Consider the following 24,658-nt stretch of genomic DNA (forward strand, 5'->3'; position numbering starts at 1 on the left):
ATGACCGCATTCGCACGCATTACCCTGCTCAGCCTCGTATTAGGCCTGAGTGCCTGTGCGGTCCACCGTCCACCTCCGAGCCCCACCGGCCCCACCATCCCGCCGTCGGGCCCGTCCAGCCAGCCGAGCAAACAACCTTCCGGCCCAGTCACTCCGGCGCCAAAACCGCTACCGACCAAATCGCCGACATTCGCCCCACCGCCCGGCGCCGCCAGCCATTGGGACGGCAAGATGCAGGTCTACGTGCTCGACGACCAGCCGGACACCTTCTACCGCCAGCGCACCTATTACCGCTGGAGCAACGGCTGGAGCCGCTCCATCAGCCCGAGCGGCCCGTGGGAAGACACCGACGTGCAGGGCGTACCGCCGGGGTTGAGCAAGCAGTACGCGCAATGACAAAAGGCGACCTCCACGAGGTCGCCTTTTTAATATCTGTGAAATGCATCCTTCCAAACACCGGGGTCAAAATGCGGCATTGCTCAGGCCTGTTTCGGTGCCGAGACCGGGGGGGCCTAACAAGAAGTTCTCGACTTGACATGCAATCAACTGTGGGAGGGGGCTTGCTCCCGATTACGGTGGATCAGTTATACGGATACTGACTGACACACCGATATCGGGAGCAAGTGGCACCGCCCCTCCGTCAGGGAACATCCAAGCTCCATCGCCACGGCGCAAGCACCCCTTTGCGTATACGCAGAACGTGATGCACGGCATGTCGCACTCCGGTAATGTGGCCGCCGCGGGCCTGGCTTCCGAGCGCGTGCTGGGTGAACTTTCCCGTGCCGACTACCCAGCGCCGTGGTCCAAGAAGTCTGAAAACAAGCAAAGAGAGTGTGGTGATGGCAGGCAGGTTGATCTATCTCATCGGGCCTTCGGGTTCGGGCAAGGACAGCCTGCTGGACGCGGCACGCCCACGGTTGGCCGAGCGTGGCTGCCGCATTGCGCGCCGGGTGATCACGCGTTCGCCGGAGGCGGTAGGCGAAGCCGCCCAGGGCGTGAGCCCGACGCAGTTTGCGGTGATGGAGGCCGAGGGCGCATTTGCCCTCAGCTGGCAGGCCAACGGCCTGTGCTACGGCATTCCCAAGGCGATTGACGAATGGCTGGCGGCGGGGGAGGACGTGTTGGTCAATGGCTCCCGCGCGCACCTGGCGCAAACCCGCGAGCGTTACCCGACGTTGCTGGTGCTGTTGCTGACGGTGGATCAAACCGTATTGCGCCAGCGCTTGCTCGCGCGCGGGCGTGAGTCGCTGGCGGATATCGAGGAACGCCTGGCGCGCAACACACGGTTCACCGAGGAGCTGATCGCCGCCAATGGCGCGGGGTTGTGCGTGCTGGATAACTCCGGCCCGCTGGAGCACACGGTCGAGCGTTTGCTCTGCTGCCTGGGCTAGGGGCGTAGCCTGACGGAGCTTGGATCAACTGTCGGACGTGATGAAGTCTCAGCCAACAGTTGGTCCGCTCCTGATGCGAGCTCGGTGGGAGTTGCGATCAGGCCACTGCCGCAACCGTCTGCCGTGACGCACTGAAGAACCGCCACAACGCCACCAGCGGCAACGCACTGCCCACCACCACTACCCCCAGCCAGCCGCCGTGTTCATACACACTGCTGGCAATCGCCGAACCGAAGGCGCCGCCGATGAAGATGCTGGTCATGTACAGCGCGTTCAGGCGGCTGCGGCTGTGGGCGTCAAGGGCGTAGACGGCGCGTTGGCCGATGACCATGTTCATCTGCACGCAGAAGTCCAGCACCACGCCGGTCACCGCCAGGCCGATCACACTGAACAGCGGGTGTATGAAGGCCGGCAGGAAGCTCAGCGCCGCAAACAGCATGGCCAGCAGCGAAGCACGGTGAGTGTGGCCGGCATCGGCCAGGCGCCCGGCGATGGGCGCAGCGACAGCGCCCAGGGCACCGACCAGGGCAAACAGGGCGATCTCGCTTTGGCTCAGGCCATGATTGCGCGCCAGTTCCAGCGGGGCTGCGGTCCAGAACAGGCTGAAGGCGGCAAACATGCAGCCTTGGTAAAACGCGCGCTGGCGCAATACCGGCTGGCGACGCAACAGGGTGCCCAGCGAGCCCAGCAACTGGCCGTAGCTGGCGCTGTGGTCGGGTTGGCGCTTGGGAATGGTCAGCATCAGCACCACGCTGATGAACGCCATCAACGCTGCGGCGGCCATGAACATTGCGCGCCAACCGAAGTGATCCGCCACCACGCTGGACACCGGGCGTGCCAGCAGGATACCGAGCAGCAGGCCGCCCATGATGCTACCGACCACCCGGCCACGGGATTCGGCGGGTGCCAGGTGCGCGGCCAGCGGGATCAGGATCTGTACCGACACCGAACTGAAGCCGATCAGTAATGACACCAGCAAAAACAGGTTCGGCTGCTCGGTAAATGCAGCGCCCAACAGGCTGGCAATCGCCACGACGGTAGTGAGGATCATCAGCTTGCGGTTTTCCAGCAGGTCGCCCAACGGCACCAGGAAGAACAAGCCCAACGCATAGCCGATCTGCGTCAGCGACACGATCAGGCTGGCCATTGCCGGCGTGAGGCCGATGTCCGGGGCAATCAATTCGATGATCGGCTGCGCGTAGTAAATGTTGGCGACAATCGCGCCGCAGCAAAACGCAAACAGCATCACCATGCCTCGGGTCATGGTGGTTGTAGCGTGGGAAGTTGCGTTCATGGTGTTCTCATAAAAGCGAAGGAAGATGGCGAGCGAGAGTAAAGACAAGGCTCCATGCTGAGTAGGCCGTTTGTGGTGATATCACCTATGCCTGGTGATGATACATTCAGAAACAACTACACAAAAACCAAATGTGGGAGGGGGCTTGCTCCCGATAGCGGTGCGTCAGTCAATACATGTGCTGACTGACACACTGCTATCGGGAGCAAGCCCCCTCCCACAGGTTTACCGCGTTTTGTCAGTTATTGACCGGAGTAAATCTGGTCAAACACCCCGCCATCATTGAAGTGGGTCTTCTGCACGGTGCGCCAGTCACCAAAGGTCTTCTCCACCGACAGGAAGTCGACTTTGGGGAAACGGTCGGTGTACTTGGCCAGCACCTTCGGGTCACGTGGGCGCAGGTAGTTGTTGGCGGCGATTTCCTGGCCCTGTGGCGACCACAGGTACTTCAGGTAGTCTTCGGCGGCGGCGCGGGTGCCTTTCTTATCGACCACTTTGTCGACCACCGACACCGGTGGCTCGGCTTCGGCGGAGACGCTTGGGTAGATCACTTCGAACTGATCACGCCCGAACTCCCGGGCGATCATTTCGGCCTCGTTCTCGAACGTCACCAGTACGTCGCCGATCTGGTTGGTCATGAACGTGGTGGTGGCGGCGCGGCCGCCGGTGTCGAGCACAGGCGCCTGCTTGAACAGTTTGCCCACGAAGGCCTTGGCCTTTTCTTCATCGCCGCCGTTCTTGAGCACATAGCCCCAGGCCGACAGGTAGGTGTAGCGGCCGTTACCCGAAGTCTTCGGGTTGGGCACGATCACCTGCACGCCATCCTTGAGCAGGTCCGGCCAGTCTTTCAGGGCTTTTGGGTTGCCCTTGCGCACGATAAACACAGTGGCCGAGGTGAACGGCGCGCTGTTGTCCGGCAGGCGCGTGACCCAGTTGTCCGGCACCAGTTTGCCGTTATCGGCCAGGGCGTTGATGTCGGTGGCCATGTTCATGGTGATCACGTCAGCCGGCAGGCCGTCGATCACTGAGCGCGCTTGTTTGCTGGAGCCGCCGAAGGACATCTGCACCGTCAGCTTGTCGTCCGGGTGCTCGGCCTCCCAGTGCTTTTGGAAGGCGGCGTTGTAGTCCTTGTAGAAATCGCGCATCACGTCGTAGGAGACGTTGAGCAGGGTGGTCGCTGCCTGGGCGGAGCCCGCCAGGGCCAGGCCGGCGGCCAATAGAGAGGCGCTGAGGATTTTTTTCACTGCTCATTCCTTGTTGTTCGAGAGAAGGGTAAGGCCATTTGCCAGCGACTATAGCCGGGGCGCCATAGTCGCTTAAAGATTAAAAAGAACTTTGCTTATTCCACTTTCTTAAACAGATTGCTGCCGCAGCGTGAACAGAATGCCGCGCTGGGCTCATGGCTGTTTTTTTTGCACACCGGGCAATCGGTTTGCAACTGCTCGCCGCGCATGGCACTGGCCAGTTCGGCGGTAAAAATCCCGGTGGGTACCGCGATGATCGAGTAACCGGTGATCATCACCAGCGACGAAATCACCTGGCCCAGCGGGGTTTTGGGCACGATATCGCCAAAGCCCACGGTGGTCAGGGTGACGATGGCCCAGTAGATGCCCTTGGGGATGCTGGTAAACCCGTGTTGCGGGCCTTCGATTACATACATCAAGGTGCCGAACACCGTGACCAGGGTGCACACGCTGACCAGGAACACCACGATCTTCTGCTTGCTGCCGCGCAGCGCCGCCATCAGGTAATTGGCCTGCTTGAGGTACGGGCTGAGCTTGAGCACGCGGAAGATACGCAGCATGCGGATGATGCGGATGATCAGCAGGTATTGAGCGTCGCTGTAATACAGGGCGAGGATGCCGGGCACGATGGCCAGCAAATCCACCAGCCCGTAAAAGCTGAAGGCATAGCGCAACGGCTTGGGCGAGCAATACAGGCGCAGCCCGTACTCGATCAGGAAAATCACGGTGAAGCCCCACTCGATATACGCCAGCACATCCGCGTAGTTCTGGTGGATCTGGTCGATGCTGTCGAGCATCACGATCACAAGGCTGGCCAGGATGATCAGCAGCAGGATGCCGTCAAAGCGCCGCCCAGCCGGCGTATCGCTCTGAAAAACCATGACGTAGAGGCGCTGGCGCCAGTCGTTGTTGCTGTCCATAAGTCCCGCCCGAATCGAATATCGAGCAAGCCTAGGGCGATTCGAAGGGGCTGTCCATGCGCGGTTGCGCAAGCACTCGGCGGCCGGCGCGCACCAGCCAGCAGGCGAGGATAAACGGCGCGGTGAGCGCCGGCACGGGCAGGCTGGCAAAGCCCGGCGTCAGCAGAATCGCCAGCAGGATGCCGAGCAGTGGCAACCAGGGTTGGCGGCGTGCCGGGCTCAAGGCCAGGGCCGCGAGGGCCGGGTTGTAGCTGTGCAGGCCCAACAGGGTAGCGGTGTTATCGCCCAGCAGCAGGCCGGCCGATACGCCGCTGATCGCACCGGCCAGCGCCCACGCGGCGGCGCGCCGGTCGGCCAGCCACAGGCCGATGGCAATCAAGGCGCCGGCCAGGGGCTGGTCCAGCAGCATGACTTGCGCCAGGCCGGTGAGAGGCGCAGCGAGCAGGGTCAAGACCTCGGGTTCGCTGAAGGCGACCGGGGGTGGCGGGATGCTGCCCAACAGCAGCCACCCCAGCAGGACAAACGGCGCGGTGTAGGCGGGCAGGTTCTCGGGATGTGGCGCGCGTTTTAGCCACTGTCGTGTGAGGATCGCACTCAGGCCGCCGCACGCCAGGATCAACGGCGGCACCAAGGCTGACCAGGTAAAGTGCTGGCTGATCAATACGCCCAGCAATACGCCGTTGTAGCTATATAGACCCGCCTGGCGTTCAGCCTTGGGATAGCCCCGGCGCTGAGCGGTGAGCAGCCCCGCCAGCCCACCCAGCAGCGCACCGCCAAGCACGGCCGGGGCGCCGATCAGGATCGCCAGCAGGCACAGCAGGCCACACAGCGGGTGGCGCTGCAGGAAAATCTGGCTGAAACCGTTGAGCAGGGCTTCGGCCCAGTCGGGGCAGGTTGGGTTGTGCATGATGGGTTGTCAGTGAGACCGAGTTGCCCTCATCGGGAGCAAGCCCCCCTCCCACACTTGATTGGGTTCACATTCATAGGTGTGAAAACAGTCCAGTGTGGGAGGGGGCTTGCTCCCGATAAGGCCCTTACCGGCGCTAAATCAGCGTCTCGATACGCAGCGAGTTGGTCGACCCCAACTGCCCGAACGGCACCCCGGCGGTAATCACCAACGTATCCCCGCGCTGCGCCATGCCCTGGGCCTGGGCGATTTCCAGCGCGGTGGAACACACTTCATCCACCTGGCGCAGCCGGTCATTGACCACCGAATGCACGCCCCACGCCACGCTCAAGCGGCGTGCCGTGGACAGGTTCGGCGTAAGGTTGAGGATCGGCGCCACCGGCCGCTCTCGCGCCGCGCGCAGGCTGGAGTTGCCCGACTCGCTGTAGTTCACCAGCACGGCTACCGGCAGGATGCTGCTGATGCGGCGGATCGCACAGCTGATCGCGTCCGAGACTGTCGCATCGGCTTTTGGGCGGCTGACGTCCAGTTGAGCCTGGTAATCCGGCCCACGCTCCACTTGGCGAATGATCTTGCTCATCATCTGCACGGCTTCCAGCGGGTACTCGCCCGATGCGGTTTCCGCCGAGAGCATCACCGCGTCCGCGCCTTCGGCCACCGCGTTGGCCACATCGGTGACTTCGGCGCGGGTCGGCGCGGGTGAAAAGCGCATGGATTCGAGCATCTGCGTGGCCACCACCACCGGCTTACCCAGTTGGCGGCAGGTGCGGATGATGTCTTTCTGGATCTGCGGCACGCTCTCGGCCGGCACTTCCACGCCCAGGTCGCCTCTGGCCACCATGATCGCGTCGCTCAGTTCGGCGATTTCCCGCAGGCGCTGCACGGCCGAAGGTTTCTCGATCTTGGCCATCAGAAACGCCTTGTCACCGATCAACTCGCGGGCTTCGCGAATGTCTTCCGGACGTTGCACGAACGACAGCGCTACCCAGTCCACACCCAGCTCCAGGCCGAAGCTCAGGTCACGTCGGTCCTTGGCGGTCAGTGGGCTCAGTTCCAACAACGCTTGTGGGACGTTCACGCCTTTGCGATCAGACAGTTCGCCGCCATTGAGCACCGTGGTGTCGATGGCATCGGCATGCTTGGTCATCACCCGCAGGCGCAACTTGCCATCGTCGAGCAGCAGGTCCATGCCCGGCTCCAGGGCCGCGATGATCTGCGGATGGGGCAGGTTGACCCGGCGCTGGTCGCCGGGGGTTTCATCCAGGTCCAGGCGCAACGCCTGGCCGCGCACCAGTTGCACCTTGCCCTTGGCGAAACGCCCGACCCGCAGTTTGGGCCCTTGCAGGTCCATGAGAATGCCCAGCGGGTAATTGAGCTGGCGCTCCACCTGGCGGATCCACTGATAACGCCGAGCATGGTCGGCGTGGTCGCCGTGGCTGAAGTTGAGGCGAAAGATATTCACCCCGGCTTCCACCAGTTCGCGGATGGCGTCGACCCCGTCGGTGGCCGGGCCCAGGGTGGCCAGGATTTTGACCTTCTTGTCAGGCGTCATGGTTGGCAGTCTCAAGGATCAGGATGGCGCGAAAATCGTTGACGTTGGTGCGGGTCGGCTCGGTGATGATCAAGCCGTCGAGCGCGGCGAAATAGCCGTAGCCGTTGTTGTTGTCCAGCTCATCAGCGGCGCTCAGGCCCAAGGCCTCGGCGCGCGAATAACTGCACGGGGTCATGATTGCGCCGGCGTTGTCTTCCGAGCCGTCGATGCCGTCGGTATCGCCGGCCAGGGCATACACGCCGGGCAAGCCCTTGAGGCTGTCGGTGAGGCTCAGCAGGAATTCGGCGTTGCGCCCGCCGCGCCCGTTGCCGCGCACGGTCACCGTGGTTTCACCGCCGGAAAGGATCACGCACGGCGCCGCCAACGGCTGGCCGTGCTGCACGATTTGCCGGGCGATCCCGGCGTGCACTTTGGCCACGTCCCGCGCTTCGCCTTCCAGGTCGCCGAGGATCAGCGGGCTGAAGCCGGCCTGACGCACTTTGACCGCCACCGCTTCCAGGGATTGCTGAGGGCGGGCGATCAATTGGAAGTGGCTGCGGGCGAGCACCGGGTCACCGGGCTTGACGGTTTCCGAGGCCGGATTCTGCAACCAACTGCGCACTGACGCCGGAGCCTCAATGCCGTAGCGCTTGAGAATCGCCAGCGCCTGTTGCGAGGTGCTTGGGTCGCCGACGGTAGGGCCGGAGGCGATCACCGTGGCCTGGTCGCCCGGCACATCGGAGATCGCGTAGGTGTACACCGTCGCCGGCCACGCCGCTTTGGCCAACCGGCCGCCTTTGATCGCCGAGAGGTGCTTGCGCACGCAATTCATCTCGCCGATGGTCGCGCCGGACTTGAGCAGGGCTTTGTTGAGGGTTTGTTTGTCGGCCAGGGTGATGCCTTCGGCGGGCAGCGCCAGCAGCGCCGAGCCGCCACCGGAGAGCAGGAAAATCACGCGGTCGTCTTCGCCAAGGTTACTGATCAACGCCAACACGCGGGTGGCCACGGCCAGGCCGGCGGCATCGGGAACCGGGTGCGCGGCTTCCACCACTTCAATTTTTTTGCACGGCGCGCCGTGGCCGTAGCGGGTCACCACCAGGCCCGAGACCTCGCCCTGCCAGCAGTTTTCGACGACGAGCGCCATGGCTGCCGCGGCTTTGCCGGCGCCGATCACGATGACGCGACCGCTGCGGTCGGCGGGCAGAAAGGGTTCAAGCACTTGCCGGGGGTGGGCAGCGTCGATGGCTGTGGCAAACAGCTCGCGAAGCAGGTGTTGCGGATCGGCCGACATAAGCGGGCTCCCGGGGGATTTTTGTTATTGGAGGTGCATCAAGTTTTGGATTGAAATGCGATCAACCTGTGGGAGGGGGCTTGCCCCCTCCCACAGGTTGATCGCATTTCACATCAGGAGTTATTCATCGCGAATCGAAAAATTCGCCATATGCTCCAGGCCCTTGATCAGCGCCGAGTGGTCCCAGTTACCGCCGCCAATTGCCGCGCAGGTGCTGAACACCTGCTGGGTGCCGGCGGTGTTCGGCAGGTTGATTCCCAACTCCTTGGCACCGGCCAGGGCCAGGTTCAGATCCTTCTGGTGCAGGTTGATGCGAAAGCCCGGATCGAACGTGCCTTTGATCATGCGTTCGCCATGCACTTCCAGGATCTTCGACGAAGCAAAGCCACCCATCAGCGCTTCACGCACCTTGGCCGGGTCGGCGCCGTTCTTGGCGGCGAACAGCAGCGCTTCGGCCACCGCCTGGATGTTCAGCGCGACGATGATCTGGTTGGCGACCTTGGCGGTCTGGCCGTCGCCATTGCCGCCGACCAGGGTGATGTTCTTGCCCATGCTCTGCAATAACGCGAGGGCGCGTTCGAAGGTCCGCGGCTCGCCACCGACCATAATGCTCAAGGTGCCGGCCTTGGCGCCGACTTCACCGCCGGACACCGGCGCATCGAGGTACTGCGCGCCGTGCTGGTTGATCTTCTCGGCGAAGGCCTTGGTGGCGGTGGGGGAGATCGAACTCATGTCGATCACCACCTTGTTTGGCGACAGGCCGGCAGCCACGCCATCGGCGCGGAACAGCACGTCCTCCACCTGCGGAGTGTCGGGCACCATGACGATGATGAACTCGGCTTCCTGCGCGACATGTTGCGGGGTGGCGAGGGCCACGGCGCCGGCGTCGATCAGCGCTTGCGGAGCCTTGCCGTGATGTTCGGACAGAAACAGTTGGTGACCTGCTTTTTGCAGGTTCGCGGCCATGGGTTCGCCCATGATGCCGGTGCCGATAAAGCCGATTTTAGCCATGATGAAATCCTCTTGTAATGACACCGCAGGTCCCCTGTGGGAGGGGGCATGCTCCCGATAGCGGTGTACCAGCCGACACACCTGTTGAATCAGAGACCCCTCGGGGGCAAGCCCCCTGCCACATTGGGCTTTGTGTTGTGTTTGTTAGATGGCGTTATGGGTTTTGAGCCAACCCAGTCCCGCTTCGGTGGTGGTCAACGGCTTGTACTCGCAGCCGACCCAGCCGGTGTAGCCAATGCGGTCCAAATGCTCGAACAGGAAGCGGTAGTTGATCTCCCCGGTCCCCGGCTCGTTGCGGCCGGGGTTGTCGGCCAGTTGGACGTGATTGATCTCACCCAGGTGCGCGGACAGGGTGCGGGCCAGGTCACCTTCCATGATTTGCATGTGATAGAGGTCGTATTGCAGGAACAGGTTGTCACTGCCCACCTGCTCGCGAATCGACAGGGCCTGCGCCGTGTTATTCAGGTAAAAGCCTGGAATGTCGCGGGTGTTGATCGCCTCCATCACCAGCTTGATACCCGCCGCTTGCAGTTTGTCGGCGGCGTATTTGAGGTTGGCGACGAAGGTCTTTTGCAGCATTTGATCATCCACCCCCTCTGGCCGAATGCCCGCCAGGCAGTTGATCTGGGTGTTACCCAAAACCTGGGCGTAGGCGATGGCCAGCTTGACCCCGGCGCGGAACTCCTCGACCCGGTCCGGATGGCACGCCAGGCCGCGCTCGCCTTTGGCCCAGTCCCCGGCCGGCAGGTTGAACAGCACCTGGGTCAGGCCATTGGCATCGAGTTGCGCCTTGATCTCGGCGGAGCTGAACTCATACGGGAACAGGTATTCCACACCCTCGAACCCGGCCTCGGCGGCCGCTTTGAAGCGGGCGAGGAAGTCCTGCTCGGTAAACAGCATGGACAGGTTGGCGGCAAAACGTGGCATAGGGTTCTCCTTAATCGAGCAGGGATATGGCAGTGGGCGCATCGTTGCCGACCAGTGCCAGGTCTTCAAATTCGTTGACGGCGTTGATTTCGGTGCCCATCGAAATATTGGTCACGCGCTCCAGGATGATCTCCACGATCACCGGCACCTTGAACTCTTCGATCATCGCCTGGGCTTTGCGTAACGCCGGCTGGATCTGGCCCGGTTCGAACACGCGCAGGGCCTTGCAACCCAGACCTTCGGCGACGGCGACGTGGTCGACGCCATAACCGTTGAGTTCCGGCGCGTTGAGGTTGTCGAAAGACAGCTGCACGCAGTAGTCCATTTCAAACCCGCGCTGGGCCTGGCGGATCAGCCCCAGGTAGGAGTTGTTCACCACCACGTGGATGTACGGCAGCTTGAACTGTGCGCCCACGGCCAGTTCTTCGATCATGAACTGGAAATCGTAGTCGCCGGACAACGCCACTACCTTGCGGCTCGGGTCGGCCTTGACCACGCCGAGCGCGGCGGGGATGGTCCAGCCCAAGGGACCTGCCTGGCCGCAGTTGATCCAGTGGCGCGGCTTGTAGACATGCAGGAATTGCGCGCCGGCAATCTGCGACAAGCCGATGGTGCTGACGTAGCAGGTGTCTTTTCCGAACACCTGGTTCATCTCTTCGTACACGCGTTGCGGTTTGACGGGGACGTTGTCGAAGTGGGTCTTGCGGTGCAGGGTGGCCTTGCGCTGTTGGCACTCATGCAGCCAGGCGCTGCGGTCCTTGAGCTTGCCGGCGGCTTTCCACTCGCGGGCGACTTCGATAAACATCGTCAGCGCGGAACCGGCGTCGGAAACGATGCCCAGGTCCGGGGTGAATACCCGGCCGATCTGCGTCGGTTCGATGTCGACGTGAATGAATTTACGCCCCTCGGTGTAGACCTCCACCGAACCCGTGTGGCGGTTGGCCCAGCGGTTACCGATACCCAGCACCATGTCCGACTTGAGCATCGTCGCGTTGCCATACCGGTGGGAGGTCTGGAGGCCGACCATGCCTACCATTAACGGGTGGTCGTCAGGGAGGGTGCCCCAGCCCATCAGGGTCGGAATCACCGGGATACCGGTGAGTTCGGCAAATTCAACCAGCAACTCGCTGGCGTTGGCATTGATCACGCCGCCGCCGCTGACCAGCAGCGGGCGCTCGGCGGTGTCGAGCAGGGCCAGGGCTTTTTCCACCTGGACGCGGGTGGCCAGCGGTTTGGCCAATGGCAGCGGTTGGTAGGCGTCGATGTCGAATTCGATCTCGGCCATCTGCACGTCGAACGGCAGGTCGATCAGCACCGGGCCCGGACGGCCGGAGCGCATCTCATAGAAGGCTTTCTGGAACGCGTAGGGCACTTGGCCAGGTTCGAGGACGGTGGTCGCCCACTTGGTCACCGGCTTGACGATGCTGGTGATGTCCACGGCCTGGAAGTCTTCCTTATGCAGGCGGGCACGCGGCGCCTGGCCGGTGATGCACAGGATCGGGATCGAGTCGGCCGAGGCGCTGTACAGGCCGGTGACCATGTCGGTGCCCGCCGGGCCCGAGGTGCCGATGCACACGCCGATATTGCCGGCCTTGGTGCGGGTGTAACCCTCGGCCATGTGCGAGGCGCCTTCAACGTGGCGAGCAAGGACGTGATCGATGCCACCCACCTTCTGCAAGGCTGAGTACAGGGGGTTGATCGCGGCGCCAGGGATACCGAAGGCGGTGTCCACGCCTTCGCGGCGCATGACAAGGACGGCGGCTTCGATTGCTCTCATTTTGCTCATGTTTTGGTGCCTCTTGCGTTTTGTAATTGTATACAAGTTGTGTTTGGTAGAAGTGTATTCACGACAAGCGACGCAGGTCAATTCATTTTATTGATGGGTGTTTGCGCGTGACGGAAGGCGTTTTTTCGACAGATGGAAGGCATTGGAGAAAATATTGTATACAAAAATATAAGTCATTGTGTTCTATTTGTTGTGCCGAGCATCTGATCAAACAGACCTCCACCCGTATTCTCAATAACAAAAGAAGGACGGCACCATGAGCGCTTTAACCTTGAAACTCGCCAGCCAATTGGCCAGCGATGCCCTCAACGCCGGGCGCACCATCGCGGCCGCGCCGCTGACCATCGCCGTGCTCGACAGCGGCGGCCACTTGATCACGCTGCAACGCGAAGACGGCGCCAGCCTGCTGCGCCCGCACATTGCCATCGGCAAGGCCTGGGGCGCGATTGCCCTGGGCAAGGGCTCGCGCTTGCTGGCGCTGGACGCACAGCAACGCCCGGCGTTTATCGCTGCGCTGAACAGCCTGGGGCAGGGCAGCGTCGTGCCGGCGCCGGGTGGCGTGCTGATTCGCGATCACGGCGGTGTGGTGTTGGGGGCTATCGGGATAAGCGGGGATACGTCGGATATTGACGAGCAGTGTGCGATTACGGCGATTGAGGGGGTGGGGTTGCGGGCGGATGCGGGGGTGTCAGCTTGAGTATTGAGTGACTGTCAGGACCTCATCGGGAGCAAGCCCCCTCCCACAGTTTTGACCGTGTTCACCGTTCAAATGGGGGAGGGGCTTGCTCCCGATGGGCAAAGGCCCTTCGGTGTATCAGTCCGGCTCGCAGCCCTTGAGCACCAACCGGATAATCGTCTGCGCCGCCGCTTCATAATCGGCTTCATCCAGCTTGGCCTTGCCGGTTACCGCGGAGATCTGCCAGTCGAAATCGGCGTAGGTCTGGGTCGCGGCCCAGATGCTGAACATCAGGTGATGAGGGTCAATGGCGGCTATCAAACCGCGATCCACCCAGCTCTGGATGCACTCGATATTGTGCCTGGCCTGGGCATTGAGCTGTTCGACCTGCTCGGCGCTCAGGTGAGGGGCGCCGTGCATGATTTCGCTGGCGAACACTTTTGAGGCAAACGGCAGGTCGCGGGAGATGCGGATTTTCGAGCGGATGTAGTTGCCGAGCACCACCGAAGGGGCGCCGTCTGGGTTGAACGGTGTGGAGGCCGCCAGGATCGGCTCGATAATACTTTCGAGCACCTCGCGGTAGAGGTTGTCCTTGGATTTGAAGTAGTAATAGACGTTGGGCTTGGGCAGCCCGGCCTTGGCGGCGATGTCGCTGGTTTTGGTCGCGGCGAAGCCCTTGTCGGCAAACTCCTCGCTGGCCGCCCGCAGGATTTTTCTTTGTTGCGCTCGCGAATGCTGCTCATAAACCAGGAACTTCCTTGCCAAGACCGGCGGTTGCGCATGGTAGCACCGGCCATCCGCGAGCCTCAACAATGTGCCCGCAAAGCTTTGCGCCGCGTTATGCTCGCGCCATCTTTCTTTATACGGATGCCCGATTCATGGCAGGAAGCAGCTTGTTGGTGTTGATCGACGATATCGCCGCGGTACTCGATGACGTCGCCCTGATGACAAAAATGGCCGCGAAGAAGACGTCCGGCGTGCTGGGCGACGACCTTGCGCTTAACGCCCAGCAGGTCAGCGGCGTGCGTGCCGAGCGGGAAATCCCCGTGGTATGGGCGGTGGCCAAGGGCTCGTTCGTCAATAAGCTGATCCTGGTGCCCACGGCGCTGCTGATCAGCGCGTTTGCACCCTGGGCGGTCACACCGCTGTTGATGCTCGGCGGCGCGTATCTGTGTTTTGAGGGGTTCGAAAAACTCGCGCATAAATTCCTGCACAGCAAGGCAGAAGATCAAACCGAACATGCCCAATTGGTCGAAGCCGTGGCCGACCCGGCGACCGACCTGGTGGCCTTCGAAAAGGACAAGATCAAAGGCGCGATCCGCACCGACTTCATTCTCTCGGCGGAAATCATCGCCATCACTCTCGGCATCGTGGCCGATGCGCAACTGACGCAGCAGGTGATCGTGTTGTCCGGTATCGCCATTGTGATGACGGCGGGCGTGTATGGGCTGGTGGCCGGTATCGTCAAGCTGGATGACCTGGGCCTGTGGCTCACGCAGAAGCCCGGCCAGGTGGCGCGCAGTATCGGTGGCGGCATCCTGCGTGCGGCGCCGTACATGATGAAGAGCCTGTCGGTGATCGGCACGGCGGCGATGTTCATGGTCGGTGGCGGCATCCTGACCCACGGCGTGCCGGTGGTGCATCACTGGATCGAGACGGTGAGCCAAAGTGTCGGTGGCCTGGCGTGGTTGATGCCGACGTTGCTCAATGCGGTGGCGGGGATTATTGCGGGAGCGGTAGTATGTGCGGGCGTAATAAGCGTGAGTAGAATTTTGAAAGCGTTAAGGGCGTAATAGTGATAAAGGCCGCAATGTAAGCGCGTTGCGGCCCCCTGACTTACAGCTCCGGCGCTCGATCGAATGCGCTGAGGTGTGCATCCAGTGACCAGATGTAAACCCGCTGTCCGCGATGCAATGAGCAAAGGCGTTTCCAATCATGGATGATCGAAAGGTCTCCTAGGCCGCTGCCTGTCGCCGCGTGTTCGGGAAACTCAGATAGCCAGGCAGCCATTTCTTTCTCGCTGAGAAAACTGATCGGCTTGAACGGCGATCCTCCTTTGAGTGCTTCACTTACCTGCTTTACAAATCTCTGTGCGCAGGCACGTCGCTCTCGGCCGTCACCGTTCTGACCAATATGGTTGCCCGTCTCCAAGATAGTCGCCATGGGTAGAAACAAGGTTTCTTTCAAGCGCTCTCTTAGCTGCGCCATGACGGCCTGGTGCTGCAATGCCTTGGAGGGAACGTTGAGGATTTCCATGAAAATAGAGGTGTCCAGAAGGCAGACCGCTGTCATTCCCGTACCCCCGTTGTGCTTGCTTCCAGTTGTTCAAACCAATCCATCGCTTTGGTTTCTCGCTCCTGCTCTGTGGTTTTATCTTTGAGAAAGCGATCCAGAATACGTCTGGTCATAAGTTGGCCGAGTGGACCCTGGGCCACGAGTTCTGGGTAGCGGTCCAGATCGCCCAACCGTACAAGACGACTGTCGCCTTCATCGGGATCGCGATAGCAGGCGACGACGTCCGCTAACGCACTATCAGGCAGAGCGTCCAATAGTGCCGGGTTGTGCGAGGTCAGCAATACCCGTAGCTTTCGCTCAGAAGCAATGACTTCAAGTTGGCGTACCAGTGTTTCTGCCCGGCTGGGATGAACACCATTGTCGATTTCTTCAATGATGACTAACGAGCCTGTCGGCGCTGTGAGCAGCGTTGCGCCTATTGCCAGTACGCGCAGTGTCCCGTCCGAGAGCAACGGTGCATCTACATTACGGCTTGATTGACCGAAGGTTTCGACCAGACGGACCATTACATCGTTGCGATCGGTCTCAATGAATTGGATATCGGTAATATCTTGTTCGGGCAAGGATTTTATAAACCCAAGCAACTTATTTTTCTCTTCAGTCGTCTGTGAAAGCCTATATAAAACTGCGGAAAGGTTGCTGCCGTCTTCCTTTATTTGATCATCCTTCAGATAGACGTAATCGCGCATAAGCGCAGGCCGTGGATCAAGAAATACTACGTTTCGTAAGGTTTCACGCAGCGCCTTGGTCACCAGCGGTATAACTCTCTGGGACTCAAGGTGACTGGCTTTAAATCTGCCAGGTGTTTCAATCTGATAAAAAATAGCCTGTCGATTGGAGCATGAAATATGGGGCTTGTTTCTACCTCGGGCAAAGTTGTTATAGGCCACACTGATTTCGTCAGTGTGCGGGCTTGAAATGCCGTCTACTTGATACAGTGGAAACTTCTCACCTTTTTTTTCGACCTTTTCTCCGGTAACAACCAATTGATCAGCGATGAGGGCAATTGAGATTTCAAAGTCGTCCCAACCCTCTTTTGCTTCTCCAAAATGGGCACCCAGGCTGACGCTATTTTTGAGATTTCGAAATAAGTCATTGGCTTGACCGCGGACAACTGCATCACCGCTCTGGATCGAACGCGTAATGTCATCCAGACGGGAACCTTTTGCCAGCCAATTGAGAAGCCGTATAGCTTCGAGAACGTTGCTTTTGCCGGAAGCATTTGCTCCGATCAAAAATGTCAGGGCTGCCAGCGGAAGTGTAGCGTTGTCATAGCTCTTAAAATTCTTCAGATCGATCGACATCAACATGTCCGAACCTCGTTGATTGGCGGAGGGGGTTCGCTGGTCCGAAGCCTACAGTTTTGGGGGCTGCTTCGCTACTGGGTCGATGGGCGTTACTTGAGGTGTTCACGGGCGTTGATAGAAACAAAAAAGGCCACTCGATCACTCGTATGGCCTTCTTTTTCAGCTTGATAGATTTACTCGGCAATCTGCAACTTGCGCGATTCGGTGTAGATATACCGCACCTTCTCGTACTCGAACGGCGAGTTCATCTGGCCGTAGCGAAAGCTGGTCTGGTAGCGCTTGTCCACGGCACGCAGGGCCCAGATTTCCGGATGGTTGGAGCTGACTTCGGAGACGTTGAGGAAGTTGATCTGGGACTCTGCGGTGTAGTCCACCAGCAAGCCGCCGGTGTCGCGCAGGTTCGATGGGCCGAAGATCGGCAGCACCAGGTACGCGCCGCCGGGTACGCCATAGAAGCCCAGGGTCTGGCCGAAGTCTTCGCTCTGGCGCGGCAGGCCCATGGCGGTGGCCGGGTCCCACAGCCCGGCGATGCCGACGGTGGTGTTGAGCAGCAGGCGGCCGGTGGTTTCCAGGGAGCGATGACCCTTGAGCTGCAGCAGGCTGTTCCAACAGGTTGGGCACGTCGCCAAGGTTGTTGAAGAAGTTGCTGACACCGGTGCGCAGGAAGCTTGGGGTGACATAGCGGTAACCGTCGACCACGGGCAAAAATACCCATTGGTCGAAGCGGTAGTTGAAGTGGTACACGCGACGGTTCCACGATTCCAATGGGTCATACACGTTGAGCGCAGTGAGCGATGAACGCTCGAATTCGCGCTGGTCCAGGCCTGGGTTGAACTTGAGCTTGGTCAGCGGCTCCTTGAAACCATCGGCATCGACCGTCACCGGCTCGTGGGCCTTGCTGTTGTCGGCATTGGCGACGCCTGCGCACATCAGCGCGGCGAGCAGCAAAAGATATTTAGCCACGGAAGAACTCCAGCATGGCGTCGGCGTTGACGCGGTAATTGAGGTTGCCGCAATGGCCGCCCAGCGGGTAGACGGTCAGGCGATCGCCGAAGGTTTTACGCAGGAAGCCGAGGTCGCCTGGGCCCAGGATCACGTCGTCGGCGTTGTGCATCACGGCGATTTTCGGGCTGGTATGCAGGTAGTCCTTAAGGGCGTACAGGCTGACCTGGTCAACCAGTTGCAGCAGGCTGCCGCCGTCGGAGCGCGCGCGCCACATCGGGATCACCTGCTCGGTGAGGTAGCAGTCGAAGTCGCACTGCAGCGCACGCTTGAGGAATGGCGTAAGGCTGGTGCTTTCGGTGATCGGGTACTTCGGCGGGATGATCAGGCCGCGGCGGTTGATCAGGTCCGAGGTGAAGGCGATGTCGGCCGCCGAGAAGCGGAACGAGGTGCCGATCAGCATGGCCATCTGTTCGTTGGTCAGGTGTTGCTTGGATTGCTGGAAGTCGTAGAGCAGGGCGTCGTTGAGGTCGATGTAGCCCTTTTGCTGGAAGTAGCGGGTCAGCTTGTTCAGCACCAGCTCATAGAAGGTGGTGGTGTTGTTGATGCCCTTCACCTCGGTCTGCACCAGCTTGTCGAGGTTGGTGATCGAGGTATAGAGGTTGACCGGCGGGTTCAGCAGCAAGACTTTCTTGAAGTTGAAGCTGCGGCGGGTTTCGTCGAGCTTGCTGACGAATGCCGCATCCAGGGCGCCCAGGCTGTAGCCGGTGAGGTAGAAGTCGGTCACTGGCAGCGAGGCGTTCTGCGCGCGCACGGCTTGCATCACGCGGTACATGTCCTCGGCGTCTTCCTGGGTGATGCCCGGGGTGGCGAAGCGCGAGGCAGCGCTGATGAAGTCAAAGCTGGTGGGCGACGACAGCTGCACCACGTGGTAGCCGGCCTGGTAATACAGCTTTTTCAGGTATTCGTTGATGCTGCTGTCAAACCGCGCACCGGTGCCCGCGATCAGGAAGATCAGCGGTGCGGCGCGGTCTTGCTTGGCGATGCGATAGGTGAGTTTCTTCACTGCCCAGAAGTTGTCCGGCAGGCTGAACTCGCGCTCGGGGCGCATGGTCAGGGTGTAGTCGGACTGGTTGATCTCGTCGTCGGTCGGCAACGTGGGCCGAAGGTCAGGCGGGGTGGTGGCGATGGTCGCTTCGAACGGGTTGGTCAAGGGGTAGCCATAGCTGGCTTGGTCAATGTCGACCGCCAGTGCTGACGCACTCAAAAAAGGCTGCCCAGTAAGGCAGCACAGCGCAAGGAACGGAGCATGACTTAATCCCTAAGAGGAAACGTGCTGAATGAAGTTCGCAGGCTATGACCACCGCGTAGCGTCCGAAGTGCCAGTACTCGGCACGAAAAGTCGGAAATAAACGTCAGAATCGGGGTAATAGTAGCCAGACGATACACTTTGCCACGCATTGGTGAACACTAATTGTGTGTATGTACCTTGCTAACGGCCGTCGGGGCATTAAGCTGAGCGCCGTTTTTGCCTATCGGAGTGCCTCATGTCCCGTCGTTTGCCGCTGATTTTGCTGCTTATTGCCCTGCCGCTCTGGCTGGCCGCCAGTTATGGCGCGCGCTACGGTTTTATGGAAGATGGCCGGTGGGTGGGCATTTGCGTGGATGAGGCCAGTCGCTGGGAATGCCAGTTGCGCTCGAACCTGGGGTTGATGATCCACTTCCAGGTGCTGGGCTGGGCGGCATTGATCACCTCGGTACTCGCGTTTTTTGTGCCGGGGCGCGCGGGGTGGGGGTTGGCGGTGTTGGGCTTGGTGTTCGGGGTGCCGGCGCTGGCGTTGTACAACACCAAATTTGCCGTGTTTGCGGTGGTGATTGCGGGGTTGCGGCTGGTCAGGAAGCCTCGCGGCGCCTGATAAGGCCAATCGGGGGCAAGGCGAATCGTCGTGCCGCCCCTCCCACCTGAGCACGCACTCCAAAGGTGAGAGGGTGGCTTGCCGATAGCGCTCTTAAGCCTTGCGCACCCGCAGGCAACGCCACAAGGCTGCAACCATCAACAGACTGACTGCCGCCCAACCCCATGCCTGTTGGTTCAACAGACCTTCCCGATACAGCTGCGGCGCAATGCCGGCCCCGATAATGAAGGTCAGCAACGCAATCTCCCGACGCGGCCCGGTCACCGGGCGCACCAGGTAAATCAACGCCGGTAGCACCAGTGCCGCACTCGGGAAGCTGCGGTAGCGCGGGTCGAACACCAGCGCCAGCATCATCACCGCGCCTGCGAACCCTGCGATTGCGACCAGCCAGCCCGCACGATGCTCCAGCCAGTTGAAGGCACGCTGGCGCCATCCTTCGCGGGCGCCCAAGGCCAAGGCGGCGTGAGCCAGCACCAGCAGGTTCAACAGCACCAGCAAGCCTGCCCATACCCACTCATCATTAAAACGGGCCGTGATACGGGTGAGTTCAGCAAAGGTGCCGATGGAACACGCGGCGACGGCGCCGAGCAGCGGCAGCGCGAGTGCGTTGCGCGCGCTGCGCACGCGACCACCGAGTGCCAACGTAGCCAACAGGATGGCGCCGCCCACGCCCAGCCATAGCGGCCAATAAGGCACATTGGTCACCGGCCCGGCGAGGATGCCCTTGTCCTGGCGGTCGGCGTCGAACAGGCCCCAATACCCGCCCACGGCCCCTTCACTGGCACGCTTCCACGGCTGGTCGAAGGCTTCGATCAGGTTGTAGCGCCAGCCATTGGCTTCGGCCATCGCCACGAAGCCGCGCATGAATTTGGCTTCATTGACCCGGCTCGGCACCGCCGTTTCGCGCTGGCGACCTTCGCTGGGCCAGCCGGTTTCGCCGATCAGCACATCCTTGGGCGCGAATTTGTTGCCGAAGGTCTGGCGCACTTCGCCCACATGCTTAAGGGCCTGGTCGATGCCGGACGGGTCATCTTCCCAGTACGGCAACAGGTGGATGGTGAGGAAATCCACCGCCGGGGCGATTTCCGGGTGTTGCAGCCAGAACTCCCAGACATCCGCATAGGTCACCGGTTGCTTGATTTGGCCTTTGACTTTTTGGATCAGTCGCACCAGTTGCGTGGCGGTGACCTCTTTGCGCAGCAAGGCTTCATTGCCGACGATCACCGAAGTCACGACATCGGGGTTGGCGTTGGCCGAGGCAATCAACTGATCGACTTCCTTTTCGGTCGCCACCGGGTCGCTGCTGACCCAGGCGCCGATCATCAGCTTCAACCCATGTTTGCGCGCCAGGCCAGGCAAGGCTTCCAGCCCGGTCATGGAGTACGTGCGGATGCATTCGAAGCGCGTGGCCAGCAGCGCCAGGTCGGCGTCCATGCGTGCAGGGCGCAGTGTGAAAGGCTGGTCGAACGGCGATTGGTCCTTGTCGAACGGCGTGTAGGACGCACATTGCAGCTTGTGGCTGGCACTGGCCACGTCCGGCAGCACCACCGGCCGGCCGAGGCCGTACCAGTAGCCGGCAATGGCCAGCAGGCCAAGGATCAGAGCGAAGCAATAGGGCAGGGCAGGGAAGCGGGCAGTCGCGGGCATGGTCGGCTTATCTGGGGGAGCAAAGGCGCGCATCTTACCCGGATTTGGCCCTCGCCAGTGGCAGCAGCATGTTTTTGACATGCAAACTTCGGGCGGGATTTTGACGCCATGTCCTCATAATCGTCCTGCTGGCGATGTGATGTCGTTTCTTGCTTACCTGAGGTCGCTGACAGAGCAGGTCGATGAACCCGGCAGGTTGATGATCAGGCTGTCAGCACTCCACTGATACCGCAGCCACCGGATCGATGCGCGTGAAGGGGGCGTGGTGCACCACATAACAACAGGTTGACGTCGCTCGGCATCCGTCGGGCGCAGCACTTTCGGGGAAGTACGATGAAGATGCGACGACTCTTGGGCGCGGCTGCCACTCTGGTAGTTGCGATGAGCTCCACACTGGCCAGTGCCGACAGCAAAACCCTGAGCATCGGCTACGTGGATGGCTGGTCGGACAGCGTTGCCACCACCCACGTGGCGGCAGAAGTGATCAAACAAAAGCTCGGTTATGACGTGAAACTGCAAGCGGTCGCCACCGGGATCATGTGGCAGGGCGTTGCCACCGGCAAACTCGACGCCATGCTCTCCGCCTGGCTGCCGGTGACCCACGGTGAGTACTGGACCAAGAACAAGGACAAGGTGGTCGACTACGGCCCCAACTTCAAAGATGCCAAGATCGGCTTGATCGTGCCGGAGTACGTCAAGGCCAAGTCCATCGAAGACCTCAAGACCGACACCACCTTCAAGAACAAGATCGTCGGTATCGACGCCGGTTCAGGCGTAATGCTCAAGACCGACGAAGCCATCAAGCAGTACGGTCTCGATTACAAACTGCAAGCCAGTTCGGGTGCGGCGATGATCGCTGAACTGACGCGTGCCGAAGATAAGCAGGAATCCATTGCCGTCACCGGTTGGGTACCACACTGGATGTTCGCCAAGTGGAAACTGCGTTTCCTGGACGACCCAAAAGGGATTTATGGTGCTGCTGAGACCGTCAACAGCATCGGCAGCAAGGGCCTGGAGAAGAAAGCGCCGGAAGTCGCGGCCTTCCTGAAAAAATTCCAGTGGGCCTCCAAGGATGAAATCGGTGAAGTCATGCTCGCCATCCAGGAGGGCGCCAAGCCTGAAGCAGCGGCCAAGGATTGGGTCGCCAAGCACCCTGAGCGTGTGGCCGAGTGGACCGCTAAGTAATTCACTACCTTGATGCAATCCCTTGTGGGAGGGGGTTTGCTGCCGATTGCGGTGTGCCAGTTAAGCAATATTGACTGACATGCCGCAGTCGGGAGCAAGCCCCCTCCCACATTGGTTTCACCCTCCCGCAAATGTTTCTGCGCCCTCCCAATCCCTCGCTACACTCGATCTACTACTAAGGTCGTCTGGAACCTGTTCGGCAGCCGCATACAGTGGCCATGTTCCAATAATAAAAAAGCTGTGCTGCGAGGATAAAAACAATGAACGACAGCATTTACCTCTCGATTCAAAACAGCCCGCGTTTCAAGGAGCTGGTGAGAAAAAGGGAAAGGTTCGCCTGGATTCTCTCGGCGATCATGCTAGGGCTTTACTCCGCTTTCATCCTGTTGATCGCTTACGGGCCACAAGTACTGGGGGCCAAGCTCAGCCCTGGTTCGTCGATTACCTGGGGCATTCCCCTGGGCGTCGGGCTGATTGTGTCCGCTTTCATTTTGACCGGCATTTACGTGCGTCGGGCCAATGGCGAGTTTGACGACCTGAACAATGCGATTCTCAAGGAGGCTGCGCAATGATCCGTCGTCTACTGGCAGTATTCGGCGCTTCGCTTTTTGCTCCTGCCGTTTGGGCGGCGGACGCATTGACCGGTGAAGTGCACAAGCAGCCGCTGAACATCTCGGCCATCGTGATGTTCATCGCGTTCGTCGGTGCCACCCTGTGCATCACTTACTGGGCTTCCAAGCGTAACAAGTCGGCGGCCGACTACTATGCGGCCGGCGGCAAGATCACCGGTTTCCAGAACGGCCTGGCGATTGCCGGTGACTACATGTCGGCGGCGTCCTTCCTGGGGATTTCCGCGCTGGTGTATACCTCTGGCTATGACGGCTTGATCTACTCGATCGGCTTCCTGGTGGGCTGGCCGATCATTCTGTTCCTGATCGCCGAGCGCCTGCGTAACCTGGGTAAATACACCTTTGCCGACGTGGCGTCCTACCGCCTCGGGCAAACCCAGATCCGCAGCCTGTCGGCCTGTGGTTCGCTGGTGGTGGTGGCGTTCTACCTGATCGCGCAGATGGTCGGCGCGGGCAAGCTGATCCAACTGCTGTTCGGCCTGGACTACCATGTAGCGGTGATCCTGGTCGGCATCCTGATGTGCATGTACGTGCTGTTCGGCGGCATGCTGGCCACCACGTGGGTGCAGATCATCAAGGCAGTGTTGCTGCTGTCCGGTGCTTCGTTCATGGCGCTGATGGTGATGAAGCACGTCAACTTCGACTTCAACATGCTGTTTTCCGAGGCGATCAAGGTTCACCCTAAAGGTGAAGCGATCATGAGCCCTGGCGGCCTGGTGAAAGACCCGATCTCGGCATTCTCCCTGGGCCTGGCACTGATGTTCGGTACCGCCGGCCTGCCGCACATCCTGATGCGCTTCTTCACTGTAAGCGACGCCAAGGAAGCGCGTAAGAGCGTGCTGTACGCCACCGGTTTCATCGGCTACTTCTATATCCTGACCTTTATCATCGGCTTTGGCGCGATCCTGCTGGTGAGCACCAACCCGATGTTCAAGGATGCTGCCGGCGCACTGTTGGGCGGTAACAACATGGCGGCGGTGCACCTGGCCAACGCAGTGGGCGGCAGTATCTTCCTGGGCTTCATCTCGGCCGTGGCCTTCGCCACCATCCTGGCGGTGGTTGCCGGTTTGACCCTGGCCGGTGCTTCGGCGGTGTCCCATGACCTGTATGCCAGTGTGATCAAGAAGGGCAAGGCCAACGATAAGGACGAGATTCGTGTGTCGAAGATCACCACCGTGGCCTTGGGCGTGCTGGCCATCGGTCTGGGTATCCTGTTCGAAAGCCAGAACATCGCGTTCATGGTGGGCCTGGCGTTCTCGATTGCCGCCAGCTGTAACTTCCCGGTGTTGCTGCTTTCCATGTACTGGAAAAACCTCACCACCCGTGGCGCGATGATCGGCGGCTGGCTGGGCCTGATCAGTGCCGTGGGCCTGATGGTGCTGGGTCCGACCATCTGGGTGTCGATCCTGCACCATGAAAAAGCGATCTTCCCGTACGAATACCCGGCGCTGTTCTCGATGATCATCGCGTTCGTGGGTATCTGGTTCTTCTCCATCACCGACAAGTCGGCGGCGGCAGAGAAAGAGCGTGCACTGTACTTCCCGCAGTTTGTGCGTTCGCAGACTGGCCTGGGGGCGAGTGGGGCGGTTAACCACTAAGGTTGTCGCTGGATAAGAAGTGCCCCGGTCGCAAGGCCGGGGTATTTTTTTTATCTGGGGTTCTGGGGTGTCTGGGCTATGGCTTGCTCCCGATAGCGGTAGATCAGGAGACACAAATAAGAACGGCCTCCACTAAGGGAGGCCGTTTTCAGTACAACTTA

At 60.6% G+C, this 24,658-nt stretch carries 20 protein-coding genes and 3 pseudogenes; 8 read left to right on the forward strand and 15 right to left on the reverse strand.

Going from position 1 to position 24,658, the window contains the following annotated elements; translation table 11 throughout:
• Both AB4O25_RS27075 and phnN read left to right on the forward strand, forming a co-directional pair.
• A complete protein-coding gene (locus AB4O25_RS27075) occupies window positions 1-396 on the forward strand; it encodes a hypothetical protein (RefSeq protein WP_460150190.1) in 396 nt (131 codons plus the stop codon).
• Window positions 397-839: 443 nt separating this feature from the next.
• Window positions 840-1,391, forward strand: coding sequence for a phosphonate metabolism protein/1,5-bisphosphokinase (PRPP-forming) PhnN (gene phnN, locus AB4O25_RS27080; protein WP_017529332.1), 552 nt, complete (start codon window positions 840-842; stop codon window positions 1,389-1,391).
• Window positions 1,392-1,488: 97 nt separating this feature from the next.
• On the opposite strand, the gene AB4O25_RS27085 is transcribed toward phnN, so the two are convergent.
• The 9 genes from AB4O25_RS27085 to gcl all read right to left on the reverse strand — a co-directional run bounded on the left by AB4O25_RS27085 (window position 1,489) and on the right by gcl (window position 12,302).
• Window positions 1,489-2,685: an MFS transporter gene (locus AB4O25_RS27085; RefSeq protein WP_017529331.1), complete on the reverse strand. Its 1,197-nt coding sequence runs from the start codon at window positions 2,683-2,685 to the stop codon at window positions 1,489-1,491.
• Between the two features lie 242 nt (window positions 2,686-2,927).
• Complete coding sequence (locus AB4O25_RS27090) at window positions 2,928-3,929, reverse strand: sulfate ABC transporter substrate-binding protein (RefSeq protein WP_017529330.1); 1,002 nt, start codon at window positions 3,927-3,929, stop codon at window positions 2,928-2,930.
• A gap of 95 nt (window positions 3,930-4,024) precedes the next feature.
• The gene (locus tag AB4O25_RS27095) at window positions 4,025-4,849 is read right to left on the reverse strand and encodes an ion transporter (protein WP_017529329.1); all 825 of its coding nucleotides are present in this window, start codon (window positions 4,847-4,849) and stop codon (window positions 4,025-4,027) included.
• A 31-nt stretch (window positions 4,850-4,880) separates the two neighbouring features.
• Window positions 4,881-5,756 (reverse strand): urea transporter, encoded by an 876-nt coding sequence (locus tag AB4O25_RS27100; RefSeq protein ID WP_065877973.1) that lies wholly within the window; start codon window positions 5,754-5,756, stop codon window positions 4,881-4,883.
• 136 nt (window positions 5,757-5,892) lie between these two features.
• Window positions 5,893-7,308 carry a pyruvate kinase gene (gene pyk / locus AB4O25_RS27105; protein ID WP_017529327.1) on the reverse strand — a complete coding sequence of 472 codons (1,416 nt, stop codon included), beginning with the start codon at window positions 7,306-7,308 and terminating at the stop codon, window positions 5,893-5,895.
• Window positions 7,298-8,578, reverse strand: coding sequence for a glycerate kinase type-2 family protein (locus AB4O25_RS27110; protein WP_017529326.1), 1,281 nt, complete (start codon window positions 8,576-8,578; stop codon window positions 7,298-7,300). Before AB4O25_RS27110 ends, pyk begins: the two co-directional genes overlap by 11 nt.
• 120 nt (window positions 8,579-8,698) lie before the next feature.
• Window positions 8,699-9,670 carry a 2-hydroxy-3-oxopropionate reductase gene (locus tag AB4O25_RS27115; RefSeq protein WP_324256280.1) on the reverse strand — a complete coding sequence of 324 codons (972 nt, stop codon included), beginning with the start codon at window positions 9,668-9,670 and terminating at the stop codon, window positions 8,699-8,701.
• A gap of 63 nt (window positions 9,671-9,733) precedes the next feature.
• Complete coding sequence (gene hyi, locus AB4O25_RS27120) at window positions 9,734-10,516, reverse strand: hydroxypyruvate isomerase (protein WP_068935758.1); 783 nt, start codon at window positions 10,514-10,516, stop codon at window positions 9,734-9,736.
• Window positions 10,517-10,526: 10 nt separating this feature from the next.
• Window positions 10,527-12,302: a glyoxylate carboligase gene (gcl, locus tag AB4O25_RS27125; RefSeq protein ID WP_017529323.1), complete on the reverse strand. Its 1,776-nt coding sequence runs from the start codon at window positions 12,300-12,302 to the stop codon at window positions 10,527-10,529.
• A 256-nt stretch (window positions 12,303-12,558) separates the two neighbouring features.
• Between gcl and AB4O25_RS27130 the strand changes: the two genes are divergently transcribed.
• The gene (locus AB4O25_RS27130) at window positions 12,559-12,999 is read left to right on the forward strand and encodes a GlcG/HbpS family heme-binding protein (protein WP_065877977.1); all 441 of its coding nucleotides are present in this window, start codon (window positions 12,559-12,561) and stop codon (window positions 12,997-12,999) included.
• A gap of 117 nt (window positions 13,000-13,116) precedes the next feature.
• On the opposite strand, the pseudogene AB4O25_RS27135 reads toward AB4O25_RS27130, so the two are convergent.
• Window positions 13,117-13,721 (reverse strand): annotated as a pseudogene (locus AB4O25_RS27135) (TetR/AcrR family transcriptional regulator).
• 135 nt (window positions 13,722-13,856) lie between these two features.
• Between AB4O25_RS27135 and AB4O25_RS27140 the strand changes: the two are divergent.
• Entirely contained in the window at window positions 13,857-14,771 is a 915-nt protein-coding gene (locus AB4O25_RS27140; protein ID WP_460150193.1) for a DUF808 domain-containing protein, read from the forward strand.
• 43 nt (window positions 14,772-14,814) lie between these two features.
• Here AB4O25_RS27140 and AB4O25_RS27145 read toward each other — a convergent pair whose 3' ends face one another.
• The 4 genes and pseudogenes from AB4O25_RS27145 to AB4O25_RS27160 form a co-directional block, all read right to left on the reverse strand.
• Window positions 14,815-15,270 carry a hypothetical protein gene (locus tag AB4O25_RS27145; protein ID WP_460150194.1) on the reverse strand — a complete coding sequence of 152 codons (456 nt, stop codon included), beginning with the start codon at window positions 15,268-15,270 and terminating at the stop codon, window positions 14,815-14,817.
• The gene (locus AB4O25_RS27150) at window positions 15,267-16,583 is read right to left on the reverse strand and encodes an AAA family ATPase (protein WP_460150196.1); all 1,317 of its coding nucleotides are present in this window, start codon (window positions 16,581-16,583) and stop codon (window positions 15,267-15,269) included. Before AB4O25_RS27150 ends, AB4O25_RS27145 begins: the two co-directional genes overlap by 4 nt.
• A gap of 170 nt (window positions 16,584-16,753) precedes the next feature.
• Window positions 16,754-17,543 (reverse strand): annotated as a pseudogene (locus tag AB4O25_RS27155) (MlaA family lipoprotein).
• Window positions 17,536-18,833 (reverse strand): annotated as a pseudogene (locus tag AB4O25_RS27160) (serine/threonine protein kinase). Before AB4O25_RS27160 ends, AB4O25_RS27155 begins: the two co-directional pseudogenes overlap by 8 nt.
• Window positions 18,834-19,069: 236 nt before the next feature.
• Between AB4O25_RS27160 and AB4O25_RS27165 the strand changes: the two are divergent.
• Window positions 19,070-19,438 (forward strand): hypothetical protein, encoded by a 369-nt coding sequence (locus tag AB4O25_RS27165; RefSeq protein ID WP_460150198.1) that lies wholly within the window; start codon window positions 19,070-19,072, stop codon window positions 19,436-19,438.
• Between the two features lie 93 nt (window positions 19,439-19,531).
• Here the strand turns inward: AB4O25_RS27165 and AB4O25_RS27170 are convergent, their stop codons facing one another.
• Window positions 19,532-21,085, reverse strand: coding sequence for a glycoside hydrolase family 17 protein (locus AB4O25_RS27170; RefSeq protein ID WP_032883495.1), 1,554 nt, complete (start codon window positions 21,083-21,085; stop codon window positions 19,532-19,534).
• Between the two features lie 333 nt (window positions 21,086-21,418).
• Between AB4O25_RS27170 and AB4O25_RS27175 the strand changes: the two genes are divergently transcribed.
• From AB4O25_RS27175 to AB4O25_RS27185, 3 genes are all read left to right on the forward strand, one after another.
• A complete protein-coding gene (locus tag AB4O25_RS27175) occupies window positions 21,419-22,270 on the forward strand; it encodes a glycine betaine ABC transporter substrate-binding protein (RefSeq protein WP_017529315.1) in 852 nt (283 codons plus the stop codon).
• A 260-nt stretch (window positions 22,271-22,530) separates the two neighbouring features.
• Window positions 22,531-22,842 carry a DUF485 domain-containing protein gene (locus AB4O25_RS27180; RefSeq protein ID WP_016972153.1) on the forward strand — a complete coding sequence of 104 codons (312 nt, stop codon included), beginning with the start codon at window positions 22,531-22,533 and terminating at the stop codon, window positions 22,840-22,842.
• A complete protein-coding gene (locus AB4O25_RS27185; RefSeq protein WP_460150200.1) occupies window positions 22,839-24,497 on the forward strand; it encodes a cation acetate symporter in 1,659 nt (552 codons plus the stop codon). Before AB4O25_RS27180 ends, AB4O25_RS27185 begins: the two co-directional genes overlap by 4 nt.
• Window positions 24,498-24,658 lie beyond the last annotated feature (161 nt).

It is taken from the genome of Pseudomonas sp. S3_A03, from assembly GCF_054668275.1.